Annotated in this window: 11 protein-coding genes; 7 read left to right on the top strand and 4 right to left on the bottom strand. The window is 44.2% G+C overall.

Annotation, left to right across the window (positions count from 1 at the left end; all coding sequences use genetic code 11):
• Positions 1-19: 19 nt before the first annotated feature.
• Positions 20-1,036: a GGDEF domain-containing protein gene (locus FKN88_RS08925; RefSeq protein WP_004397006.1), complete on the top strand. Its 1,017-nt coding sequence runs from the start codon at positions 20-22 to the stop codon at positions 1,034-1,036.
• A 123-nt stretch (positions 1,037-1,159) separates the two neighbouring features.
• On the opposite strand, the gene FKN88_RS08920 is transcribed toward FKN88_RS08925, so the two are convergent.
• Positions 1,160-1,738, bottom strand: coding sequence for a malate synthase (locus FKN88_RS08920; protein WP_004397005.1), 579 nt, complete (start codon positions 1,736-1,738; stop codon positions 1,160-1,162).
• 158 nt (positions 1,739-1,896) lie between these two features.
• Between FKN88_RS08920 and FKN88_RS08915 the strand changes: the two genes are divergently transcribed.
• The 3 genes from FKN88_RS08915 (at position 1,897) to FKN88_RS08905 (ending at position 5,403) form a co-directional block, all read left to right on the top strand.
• Positions 1,897-3,429, top strand: coding sequence for a DUF3612 domain-containing protein (locus tag FKN88_RS08915; RefSeq protein WP_004397004.1), 1,533 nt, complete (start codon positions 1,897-1,899; stop codon positions 3,427-3,429).
• A gap of 352 nt (positions 3,430-3,781) precedes the next feature.
• Positions 3,782-4,393, top strand: coding sequence for an alpha-ketoglutarate-dependent dioxygenase AlkB (locus FKN88_RS08910; RefSeq protein WP_306687458.1), 612 nt, complete (start codon positions 3,782-3,784; stop codon positions 4,391-4,393).
• Positions 4,394-4,554: 161 nt separating this feature from the next.
• Positions 4,555-5,403, top strand: coding sequence for a pirin family protein (locus FKN88_RS08905; RefSeq protein WP_306687408.1), 849 nt, complete (start codon positions 4,555-4,557; stop codon positions 5,401-5,403).
• 258 nt (positions 5,404-5,661) lie between these two features.
• On the opposite strand, the gene FKN88_RS08900 is transcribed toward FKN88_RS08905, so the two are convergent.
• The gene (locus FKN88_RS08900; RefSeq protein WP_004397000.1) at positions 5,662-5,943 is read right to left on the bottom strand and encodes a pyrimidine/purine nucleoside phosphorylase; all 282 of its coding nucleotides are present in this window, start codon (positions 5,941-5,943) and stop codon (positions 5,662-5,664) included.
• Positions 5,944-6,108: 165 nt separating this feature from the next.
• Between FKN88_RS08900 and FKN88_RS08895 the strand changes: the two genes are divergently transcribed.
• The gene (locus FKN88_RS08895; protein WP_217512995.1) at positions 6,109-6,573 is read left to right on the top strand and encodes a DUF2850 domain-containing protein; all 465 of its coding nucleotides are present in this window, start codon (positions 6,109-6,111) and stop codon (positions 6,571-6,573) included.
• Between the two features lie 51 nt (positions 6,574-6,624).
• On the opposite strand, the gene FKN88_RS08890 is transcribed toward FKN88_RS08895, so the two are convergent.
• Positions 6,625-8,985, bottom strand: a complete 2,361-nt coding sequence (locus tag FKN88_RS08890) for a Lon protease family protein (protein WP_004396999.1) — start codon at positions 8,983-8,985, stop codon at positions 6,625-6,627.
• Positions 8,986-9,213: 228 nt separating this feature from the next.
• Here FKN88_RS08890 and FKN88_RS08885 point away from each other — a divergent pair, with 228 nt between their 5' ends.
• On the top strand, positions 9,214-9,708 hold the full coding sequence (locus tag FKN88_RS08885; protein ID WP_040905296.1) for a hypothetical protein: 495 nt from the start codon (positions 9,214-9,216) through the stop codon (positions 9,706-9,708).
• Between the two features lie 62 nt (positions 9,709-9,770).
• Here FKN88_RS08885 and FKN88_RS08880 read toward each other — a convergent pair whose 3' ends face one another.
• Positions 9,771-10,670 (bottom strand): LysR family transcriptional regulator, encoded by a 900-nt coding sequence (locus tag FKN88_RS08880; RefSeq protein ID WP_004396998.1) that lies wholly within the window; start codon positions 10,668-10,670, stop codon positions 9,771-9,773.
• Between the two features lie 204 nt (positions 10,671-10,874).
• On the opposite strand from FKN88_RS08880, the gene FKN88_RS08875 reads away from it, so the two are divergent.
• On the top strand, positions 10,875-12,575 hold the full coding sequence (locus tag FKN88_RS08875; RefSeq protein ID WP_306687409.1) for an L-lactate permease: 1,701 nt from the start codon (positions 10,875-10,877) through the stop codon (positions 12,573-12,575).
• The last annotated feature ends 3 nt before the right edge of the window (positions 12,576-12,578 follow it).

Here is a 12,578-nt window from a genome sequence, read left to right as displayed (position 1 = left end):
GCTTAGTGACGGTAAACCCATGCCTGATGAAGTTTTTAAAAAATCCACTGCCAACCTTAAAAAAGCGGTTCCTCTGATGATGAAGCATCATGTTGCCGCCACACCTGCTAACTACGCGCTTTGGTATACTTATGTCGATCATGCTATCCCGCAGTTAAATCAAGAAATGGATTCCGTTTTAGCGCATTTTGGCTTATGTCCGCCCAGTTCTGGCGACCTGTTATACAAAAATTTCATCGCTTCTAAAGCAGAAACGACCGTCAGTGAACTGCGCGCGAATATGGAAATTTTAGCCAGTGAAGTCGCCAGCTCAATGTCGGATACCATGACGGATACACGAGCTTTTGAAGCCATTATCGATAAAAGCTTTTGCGATTTAGAACGGGTAGAGAAAGAAGATCTTTCTTTAGAGGAAGTCATGGGCGTTATTCGACAGCTAGTCAGTGAGTCACGTGACATTCGCCATTCGACCCGCTTTTTAAACAATCAGCTCAAAACCGCTTGCGATGAAATCTCTAAGCTGAGAAGTCAATTGGCAGAAGTACAGAAAGACGCGCTCTTTGATCCACTCTGTGGGTTATATAATCGACGCGCTTTTAATAACGATCTACTGGCCATGCTTCATGCTCAACAAGCGCTAAGCATTATTTTGTTAGATATCGACCATTTCAAAAGTTATAACGATGATTTCGGTCACCTGTTTGGTGATTCAGTATTAAGAGCGATTGCCAAACGCATCCAAGGTAATTGCCGCGAAGCGATGACGGCCTACCGTTTTGGTGGTGAAGAATTTGTTATTCTGCTGCCTAACATGACTTTACGTAGTGCTCGTCAATTCGCGGAATCGGTACGTCGATCAATTGAAAAGCTTTCGGTTCGCGATCGCCGATCAGGTCAACAAATTGGTAATATTACTGCCTCTTTTGGCGTCGCCGAATATCAAAGTTTGGAAGCCGCTGATACTTTAGTTGATCGGGCCGATAAAATGCTCTATCAGGCCAAAAATCTTGGCCGTAACCGAGTAATGCCACTCTAAAATCGCCATCGAGAGTCCATAAAAGCAGGCCATTAATTAATACCCATTCAATCCACTATCAAGGTAGATGGTCAGCGACTTAAAACAAGTCGCCCAACCAAATTATTGATTTTAATGGCAAATTTATAAGTGAAAAGCGTAATTAAGACAGTAGTCTTCACCACTTTTTGCCGTATATTCTTTATCTTCGCTACAGGCTTGCGCTTTACCGTGCGCATTCCCTTTGATCAAGCTTATCCAATGACGAATCGCAGTATTAGCCATTTGATTATTGATTTGCTGGCTAAACGTGGTGCAGGTTTCTAACTGAATATCTTCTATCTCAACCAATTCCACACAGCCAGTACCGCGTAAGCAACCTAATAGCAGTTCAACATGGCTTCCATCCCCTTCTCGAAAGAGAATTGAACAAGGCTGATCTTTACTGCCGGTAAAGGCGACAAACTGTTTCGGATATTGTAAACCGCTGTGACGACCATCTTTAAAATACGCCAGTACATGGTGGTAATCGATCACATAACTGGTGACTTCTTGATGCGAACCACTTTCTAGCGGAAATAAACGATCCATTAATTGCTTAGCTTTGGCTTGTCTTTCTCGTTGTTGATTTGCGCTGGTTGTCTCCACGGCGAAGACAGCTTCAGCGATAAACGGATGTTGAGTTGATTGAATGTTAGTCTTATCGAATGTCAGCATATTCATTGTCGTTCCCTCGTGGATAACTATTTATTGTGTCCTAGAGCCATTACTTCAAACTGATGTTTAATTTTCATTCAATTCTGTGACTGGCTTAGTTTGTAGACTAGCGGATTTTTTACTACAATTTCACAACAAAAATTTTACAATGTGAATTTTACAAAATGGCCATATCAAAAAGCTTAGTCAGACAGTCACATTTTTTAGGCACCAAGGTAAGAAACTTGCGTAAACGCAACCACTTAACCATGGAAGATTTATCAGCGCGCTGTATACGGGTTAATCCTGAATACGCTCCTTCCGTCTCTTATCTCTCTATGATTGAACGAGGCAAGCGAGTTCCCAGTGTAGAAATGCTCGAAGTGATTGCTGAAGTCTTTCAAAAAGATCCGCGTTGGTTTTTAGACGACGAACCCGAACAGGCCGACATTACACCTAATAAGGGCAATCGAGGTGGGATCAGTGGCATGGCTCTAGAACCTAGTTTTCTGTTTTCGAATGATATTTTACAGATAGCGATTCCCGAAATGCTCTCACAAACCGGGATCACCGGCCGCCAGTTTGCTCATCTGCTGATCCGAGCCCATCAAGAAAGTTTACAAAATCACTTCCCCGATCTAGAACGTGCAGCAGAGGAGGTTGGACTAAAACGTCTTAATTTGGCCGTAGAAGATTTAATCGATATCGCTAAAAGCCTAGGATTGACCATACGTTGGGTGACACGTACACCGCATGATGTGGTCGATGAATTGGGGATCAGCGCCAAACAGTTAGTCACTTCTTTTTTTGAACCACCGGGAAACATTTATCTTAATGAGATTTTAAAACAGTATCCGACACGCCTGAAATACGACTTAGCGGTGTACATTGGCCATAATGTTTTACACAGTAAAGAGGGATTAAAAAGTGTGCTTTCGGTTGGGCATACTCATGGCTGGGAAGCGCAGAGCGATCTTCAGCAAACCTCCGAGCTTAACTCACAAGATATTTTGCAAGCATGGCGTGATTTTGAATCGAGCTTTTTTGCTGGCGCTCTATTATGCCCCAAAGTTCCCTTTCGCCAACTGTTGGATCGTAATGGCTATGAAATCTCCGTACATCAAAAAGCCGGAGTATCCCCTTCGGTTGCCATGCGCCGGATGACCGTCGTCTCTCCCTACCCTCACTGGCACTATTTTGATGCCTATGGCGAAGGCAAACTTAAAGCGGTGTATCGTGGTAATGGCATTCCTCTACCTTGGGGAAATATGCGTAAAGTTGATGACCCTTGCCAACACTGGGCGGTGTTTCGTCGTTTATCTGAGCCTTTACCCGGTAGCTCAGCACAAATTTCCATTTTAAATGTCGGTGATGAACCGCGTATTTACTGTTGTGAATCAATGAATATGTCTGATGCTGCAGGGAATAACCGTGTGCTATGTGCTGGCATTGATCTTAATCCCGCCATTAATGCTCAAGGTGGTGATGCCCGCTCGATTGCCGAAGAACTCAAAGCCTCTTGTGTTCAACAAGGAGGTTCAACCATCATCCCGAGACACATTAAAAAAGATTTGCTAACCATTGCAAAAATTCTCAATATTAATTGGATTGAGCGTGGGATTGATAATCAAGCAAGATTGATTTGTTCACGTGGTGCGGTGTGCCCGAGAGTACCCAGTTGTTACGATAAATGCGCCAATCAAACCGAGCAGCGTTGATCGTTGACAAGAAAAACAACGTAAAAAAAAGCCAACCGCAAAAAGGTGCGATTGGCTATATTTTGTGTGAACAAAGAGGTTCACTAACAACGTCAGTTGGCTAGGTGACCCTCGGCTTAAAAGGGTCACATATTATAAAGCACATAGTATGCCAACTTTTTCAAACCACTTAATCAAGCAATTTAAGGCGAACATGGCGAAAAAGCGTCCGTTTCATTACAACCGATCTCATAGTGATTTTGCATTTTGCAAATTCGATGCAAAATGCAATGATCCGGTAACTCTCTACTTCTCGGTTTCTCTCAACCTTGAAACATCCAACCTATCAAAAAATGATTAACTGAGAATAATGATGCCAACTCCAGTTTCTATCCCTGAATCTACACCAACGCCATCATGGCTAACGATCAATGATGGACAATTACTGTGGATCCCAGATTTTTTATCCATGGAACAAGCCGATAACGCTTATCAACGCCTGTCGCTTGAACTCAACTGGCAACAACAAGCGATCATGATGTTTGGTAAACCAATCATGCAGCCTCGCCTGCACGCTTGGTACGGTGAAAAAGCTTATCGCTATTCAGGCTTAAGTTTAGCGCCACAACCGTGGGCAGCAGCATTACTCCCTCTTAAAGCACAATGTGAACGAGTTGCAAATCAGCCATTTAATTCGGTTCTGGCGAATCTCTATCGCCATGGTCAAGATTCGATGGGTTGGCACCAAGATAATGAACCGGAATTAGGTCACCAACCCGTCATCGCTTCACTATCATTAGGCGCAACTCGGCGCTTTGCGCTGCGCCATATTCAAAGTAAAGAAAAATTAACCTTTGAACTCAGCCATGGCTCATTATTAGTGATGGCTGGAGATACACAGCACTATTGGCAGCACACCATTCCTAAAACTCGTCAATCCTGCCAACCAAGAATCAATCTCACATTTAGACAGATCATTGGTTGATCTGTGTCTCTATGAACGCCAACCTCGTTCTTACGTTCGGAAAAGTACCGAAAGAGACTATTGATCTTCAAAAATTTTGAATGACATCCTCAACTCTCTGTGCTCCTTTTTGAGCCAGCAATCAGTAAGCTATGATCATCCTCTAATGATGGAGCACGATCATGAACACCTTACGAGTCATCGAACAGCTAATTCCCGCCCGAGCGACCTCGGATGGAGACGGAGTGAAAATTCGTCGTGTCGCTGGTTTTAACCATGGCAGATTCTCCCCTTTCCTAATGGTAGATGAATTGAAATCGGATCATAGTGCCGATTACATTGGAGGGTTCCCTCCTCATCCTCATCGAGGTATTGAAACCTTAACCTATATGTTGCAAGGACACTTTCAACATCGCGATCAAATGGGTAATGTCGGCGAATTACGCAGTGGCGGTGCCCAATGGATGGCCGCGGGCCGAGGGGTTATTCATAGCGAAATGCCAATCATGGAACAAGGTCAATTGCACGGTTTCCAAATTTGGATTAATCAACCAGCGAAAAAAAAAATGGCACCGGCTCAATATCATGATTTTCAACCTGAAACGATAACTGAATATTCAGAAGATGCACTGGGTACGCTAAGACTCATCGCTGGAAAGCTCGCCATCAACGGGCAAACGTTGCAAGGTCCGCTAACTCAAACTGGCGTCGCCACTATCGTTGCCGACTGGCGTGCTCAATCATCCAGTGATATCGCTTTAGTCATCCCTGAGCACTACAACGTATTGCTTTATGCGTATCAAGGCGCGGTGAATGTAGTTGGCAAGAGTTTAAAACAGGGCGAACTCGCGGTACTTTCTCGCAACGCTGCACTTCAATTATCGGCCAACGAGGCCAGCGGTGTATTGATTTTAGCGGGGGAGCCGATTAACGAACCGGTGGTTCATTACGGTCCTTTTGTGATGAATAGCCATCAAGAGATTGATCAAGCGATTGCTGATTATAATGCAGGATTATTTTCCACCTACTAATTGCCTGATAACTCTATACCCAAACGACTTAGAGTTATGGTCAGCCCTCATCAACAAACTCGATGACGAAACAAAGACAGCTGCCGCTGTACGTAGAAAGGAAGAGTAAGTTTACTGTCCATTCGACCATAAGGTCGGTTATTAAACAAAAATAAAACCACTGCCGGATATTTTTGTTTTTGCCACACCCATTAATGAGTGTGGCTTTTTTTGGCTTGCTGGAAACGTCAGCGTCTATTATGACCTAAAAACGCACGGCTATAAAAATTCACACAAATAAGCAGTGGCTTGCGACACTTGTAAATCAAACGATGAATGACCATCAACGTCAAAACACTCTCCACTATGAAACGTTAACCAGTGTTGATCGCTCGTGCGTTTAATGGTTAATGACCCTTTGATAACGGTCATTTTTTCCGGAGCATCCGTCGCAAAGGTATACTCTCCAGGAGCCATCACACCGACGGTCATTGACTCGCCATGCTGCTGAAAACCTAAAGATTTCACATTGCCATCAAAGTAGCTATTTTCCTTAATCATGGTATTCCTTTTCTGAGATAAAATAGTTTGAGTGGCGTTTTCCACTCATCACTTAACAGATACTCAAGATATCATTAGCTTAGCTTTAATGACAATATGCTATACTGAGCTTACCTAAAGGCTTTACGTAATAAATCCTAAATACTTTGAGAGAATGATGTGGTTATTAGAAAAAAAACTAGCCGAAAATACCGCCCTGATAGTCAATCGTTTCTATTTAAAGTCCTCTTCTGGCTAATATTAAGTCTATTATCTGTCGGATTTACGCTATTAATTATCGTTAGTTATCGCGATTACATTAATCCGAAGAACGTGCACGGTTCTTGGATTGAAATCGGTGCACCAAGCCATTTAACTGAAGTTCTCACCTTTAATGAACAAGGCGTATTTCGTGATCATCGTTTAATTGCCACGCAATTTGAATTTGATGGCAAGACCATCGCCATCCGAACTGGCACTGGCGAAACGATTTATCAACTTTCGGGAACCACTGACTCACCGCAGATGCGACGAGTTGAACCTCCGCTGCCTCACCAACGTTTTATACGTGCAGGCTATGAGCACACCATTTCCACTGAACCTGGACCTAGCCGTCGTTCAGCCGTTTCAGAGCATTTTAGGGAACGATAATGGCTCCCGAAGGAGCCATTAAGAAGGTTAAGCGTGACGACCAGCCTATGATTATTTGCGAAGTGCGTTTAATTTAGCCTGAGCCAAACCAAAAATCGTATCCACGGGATAGCTGCCATCTTCTGTTGCAACACCAGCGGGTTTTCCAGTAAAGAGCTCAATCGCTTCTGTCACATGGTCAATCACCCAAATATGGAATTCACCCTTTTCCACCGCTTTGAGAATATCCGCCCGTAGCATCAAATGATGCTGATTAGAACGAGGAATAATCACGCCTTGTTGAGAATGACGACCTTTAATATTACACACATCGAAGAAGCCTTCGATTTTCTCATTAACACCGCCAATCGGCTGCGCTTCACCAAACTGATTCATTGAACCAGTAATCGCAATATCTTGCCGATTGGGTTGCTTGGAAAATGCTGACACAATAGCGCAAAACTCAGCCATGCTGGCACTATCGCCATCCACCCCACCGTACGATTGTTCAAAAGTAATGGTGGTGGTTAACGGTACTCGCGCCGTTCGGCCAAACACCGAATTTAAATAAGCAGAAAGTATCATTACTCCTTTTGAGTGGATACTGCCCCCTAAATCCACGCTGCGTTCAATATCAATAATATCGCCATCACCAAACGATGTGGTCGCCGTAATTCGGTTTGGTGCACCAAAGGCATGATCGCTGGTCGCTAACACCGATAAGGCATTGATCTGCCCCACCGCAGAGCCTTCGGTCTGCAGTAATGTGGTGCCATTAAGGAAGGTTTCCATTACGCCTTCTTGAAGACGATTGACTCGCATTTGTTGGTTGCACAGCGCTTCTTCAACATGATTTTGGCGAATCATATTAGAATTGGCTTGGCGAGCGACGTAATTAGACTCACGCAATAAATTGGCAATATGCGCTGAATGCAAAGAGAGCTTGTTTTGATCGCTGGTCATTCGCGAACTGTGTTCAATAATTCGCGCAATCGCTTTGCGATCACAATGCAACATATTGTTATCATGGACAATACTTGAAATGAAACGGGCATAATGCAGCTCACTTTCTGGCGTACGCTTCATTTCGTCTTCAAAATCAGCGGTGACTCGAAACAGCTCGCTGAACTCCGGATCGTAATGCGTTAATAATTCATAAGTACGATAATCACCAAATAAGATGATTTTGACATCTAGTGGTATCGGTTCAGGATCGAGCGATACCGTTCCGGTTAAAGTCACTTCTTTTTCTAGCGAGGTGAAGCTGAGCTGACGTGAACGCAGAGCACGCTTTAAACCATCCCACACATAAGGCTGCTCTAATACTTTAACCGCATCCATTAGCAGCACGCCGCCGTTGGCTTTATGTAAACTACCAGCGCGGATCAGTGAAAAGTCGGTAAATACCGTTCCTTTATAGGTCGCCGTTTCAATATAACCAAACAAGGAGTGATAGTTAGGGTTTTCTTCGACCACCACGGGAAATTCTTGCGACGCGCGACAAACCAGCACATTCACTTTATAACGACGTGGTAACTTTTTATCCAACGCCGCGGTAGCGAGCTCCCCTTGCTCTCCCGTTTCATCCAAAAAGATCTCAACATTTTCGACGATATCTTTTTGTAATTCGGTTAAGTAGCTTTTGATTTCAGGGTACTTAGAATAATCGATTTTAAGCTGTTTAATAAAATGACTGATCACATCGAGCGTCACATCATCATTGAGCTTTTTAATTTTTTCGCTGTACGCTTCCTCCCACTCAGTGAGCTGGCGGACCATATTGCGTAAGCTGACTTCTAACTCATCAATCGTCTGCGCAAAATGCTCTTGCTCTTTTTTACTCAGCGCATCAAACGTTTCTTCGGTATGCATTTCTTCGCCATTCATGGCGACAAACTGATATTCACCTTGGTTAGTGATACTTAAACTAATATCACGCTCTTTGGCACGTAAGGTGATGGCTGCTAATTCTTGTTCCTGCTTTTGGGCAAGTTGGTTTTTTAAGCGGTCCGCTCGGCTAAAGTAGAGTTCATTATCAAACGCTAACGGAATCGCATTGACCAATTTGGTCATCAACTTTTCAATATCTTGACGAAATTTCTGGCCAACACCAGACGGAAGTTTAAGTACTCGTGGTGTACGAATATCATCAAAATTAGCCACATAACACCAATCAAATAGCGCATTATTTTCTGGCTGATGGCGATTTAAGTAACGTAAGATCATGGTTCGTTTACCCAATCCATTACGTCCAATGGCATAAATGTTATAGCCCTTTTCTTTTATCGACATCGCAAATTCAACCGCTTTTTGCGCGCGCTCTTGACCAACAATCTCATCAATGGGAGCTAACTCTTTGGTCGATTTACATGGCAAATTATCTAGTGTTGCAACGTGATAGAGCTGCTCAACACTCAAATTTTGAATCGCCATACCCCCTCCTTATTTTTTTATGATTGTTATATTTAAATTAATTTTCTTTATTTGTAGCTTAAGTGTAGAAGAAAAGCACAATCTTTTTAGTGACTTACTACTAATTCACGCTTAAGTGGGTAAATAATCACCAGCGCCAACAATAAAGACGCAAATGATAACCAGTTGCATTTGATGACGAGTTGTCTTTAAATAGGGTCCCACAACATCACCAACACCGGAGTCACGATGGATCTTAATCAGTGCTGGAGCTACTACCAAAAAGCTGAGAAATTGGTCAATCAAGGGCATTGGCCTGAAGCTCATTATCTGTTTGAGCAAGTATTAGCCTACCTCCCACAACATTTGCATTACGCGGCACAAAGTACTCAAACCAAACCTTGTCAGTTGGTGTGTTTAATCAGTGGACTGCGAGACTGCGCAGTGTACCAATCTGAAATTCTTAATACGATGGGACAGCAGCAAGGCGCTTATCAAGTACTCAACCAAAGTTATGCGTTACTGCAATTTTTATCCATCGAAAACAGTCCATTGGTCAGATCCGTCGCCAGTGTCTTAGACAGCAACAGCCACGACTTACTCGAACACATTAATGCTTTTTGCCATGCGCAAAGAGCAGCGTCGTGGCAGTTAGAGTATGCCAATATTGAAAAAGTCCATCGCTACTTTACTCAACTAAAACATCAGCAAGGGCAGTCGACGAGCGCGACACGACTCAACTAAACACCAACCGTCGGGTCTAACGATTAACGGAATAAACACTTTCAGCTTAAAAATAGGGGCAATTAAAAATAGTCAGCAATCGCTAAATAACGCTGGCGGATATGTTCAATCAATAAACGAACTTTATTGGGTGGTTGACGTGTAAACGGGTATACCGCGTAAATCCCCAATTTTTTGCCAACCTGATCTGGAAATAGGTCGATTAATGTCCCTTCTCTAAAATCATGGTACACCAAACAGCGCGGCACATAAGCAATACCGTGGCCACCTAATGCTGCTTTACGTAATGCTGTCGCATTATCGGTAGAAAAGCTGCCCGAAACTTTCACTATCCGGTTACCTGTCGGGCTTTTAAACTCCCAATCACTGGCTCCGGTGGTTTGATAGGCGTATTGTAAACAATTATGAGCCACAAGCTGCTCAGGCATGATCAGCTGACCATGGCGGGCAAGGTATGCGGGCGATGCACAGACAACCCATTGCGAATCCAATATATGCCGCGCGATCAAACTCGAGTCATCCAAATAACCCGTACGGATCACTAAGTCAAAACCACCTTCAACTAAATCAACAAACCGATTATCCAGCGACATATCTACCGTTAATCCAGGATAACGATTACAAAATTCCGCGACCGCATCAGCGAGCAATAAGTCTCCAGAGATGGTCGGCACCGACATTTTAATGTGACCGCTGACATTTTCACCAAAGCCTGACAGGGCATCCATCGCTTCTTGCGTGGCTTGCTTCACATTTCTTGCACTGATCAACAAGGCTTTCCCCGCTTCGGTTAAGGTTAATTTACGGGTGGTACGATAGAGTAACTGTACCGCCAGCTCTTCTTCTAAACGGGCGATTCTTTTGCTAACTACTGAATTGGTAAGATTATTTTGTTCCGCAGCCTTACTAAAGCTCCCGAGCTCAATGACTTGAGAAAACAGAATTAAATCATCTGCGCGCATTCGATTATACCATTTTAAGAACTAATTATTTTCATTATTTCTCTATATCCTCAAAAAATAAAGGAGTAAATTCACCCGCAATTAACAAGACCATCACAACTATAAAAATTAAACAACCCGAGCTTACATTGCTTAACTCGTACCCTACTGCACGTGTTAAGTCATCATTATTAATGAAGAGTTCAAAGGACGAGGAAGTCTTTCATGAGTGACACCCTACTGGCGCTGATTGCGTTTTCACCCATTGTTGTCGCAGCCGTGCTATTGGTCGGATTAAATTGGCCAGCCAAAAAAGCCATGCCGGTCGCATTTGCCTTAACGGTTGCTATCGCTTTGATTTTTTGGGATATGTCGATAACTCGCGTATTCGCTTCAACCTTGCAAGGGCTCGGCATCACCGTTTCCGTGTTATGGATCGTGTTTGGCGCAATATTGCTACTCAATACTCTCAATCACACCGGCGCCATTACTACTATTCGTAACGGTTTTATCGATATATCCCCCGACCGTCGCGTACAAGCGATCATCATTGCTTGGTGCTTTGGCTCCTTCATCGAAGGCGCTTCTGGTTTTGGGACTCCGGCAGCGATTGCCGCCCCTTTGTTGGTTGCGATTGGCTTTCCTGCCTTAGCCGCGGTATTAATGGGGATGATGATTCAATCAACGCCAGTCTCATTCGGAGCGGTGGGTACGCCGATCATTGTTGGCGTTAACCGTGGACTAGATACCCACAACATTAGCGAAACCTTAGTGGCTAATGGTTCAAGTTGGGACGCCTACTTACAGCAAATCACCGCCGGTGTTGCACTCACTCATGCGGTTGTTGGTATTTTAATGCCAGTGCTGATGGCGATGATGCTGACACGATTTTTCGGTAAAAACCGCAGTTGGACCGAAGGGTTAGATATCTTACCTTTTGCGCTGTTTGCCGGTTTGGCCTTTACGCTGCCTTATGCGCTAACGGGAGTCTTTTTAGGCGCTGAATTCCCTTCACTGATCGGTGGATTAGTCAGTTTAGCCGTTGTCGTCACCGCCGCGAAAAAAGGCTTTTTAGTACCGAAAAGCACTTGGGAATTTCCGGCTGAAAAAGAATGGCCTAGCGAATGGCTTGGGTCATTAAAAATGAATCTTGATGAGATGAAAGCCAAGCCTATGGGGCTGGCCTTAGCATGGGCACCCTATGTGTTACTGGCAGTCATTCTGGTTGCTAGCCGGGTCAGCAGTGAATTCAAAGCCATGCTGCTTAGCGTTCAACTGAGCTTTAATAACATCCTTGGCGAGACCGGAGTCAGCACATCGATTGATCCGCTTTATCTGCCCGGTGGCATCTTAGTCTTTGTCGCCTTATTAGCGGTGCTTTTACAATCTCGCAGTGTGACGCCATTACTAAAAGCCGTCGGTGAATCGAGTAAAACCTTAGTCGGGGCTGGTTTTGTGTTGGTCTTTACTATTCCTATGGTACGAATTTTTATTAATTCTGGCGTTAACGGCGCTGATCTGGCCAGCATGCCTGTGACTACCGCCAATTTTGCTGCCGGGTTAGTTGGGCAAGCCTTTCCTGCGCTTAGCGCCACCGTGGGTGCTTTAGGCGCTTTTATTGCCGGCTCAAACACGGTTTCAAACATGATGTTTAGCCAGTTTCAATTTGAAGTGGCGCAGACACTGAATATCTCTACCGTGGTCGTCGTCGCACTGCAAGCCGTGGGCGCCGCTGCCGGTAATATGGTCGCGATTCATAACGTGGTCGCAGCCTCAGCCACGGTCGGTTTACTGGGCCGTGAAGGAGCCACCTTGCGTAAAACCATCATCCCGACGGCGTATTATCTCATCGCCACTGCCATTATCGGCATGGTGGTCGTGTACGGGTTTAATTTCAGCGATGTGTTGATGCTCGCTGAACGCTGATGA

Source organism: Vibrio sp. 2017_1457_13 (assembly GCF_030851525.1).
In the GTDB taxonomy this organism is placed as follows: Bacteria; Pseudomonadota; Gammaproteobacteria; order Enterobacterales; family Vibrionaceae; genus Vibrio; species Vibrio metschnikovii.
This window is presented reverse-complemented; position numbering and strand designations above follow the sequence as displayed.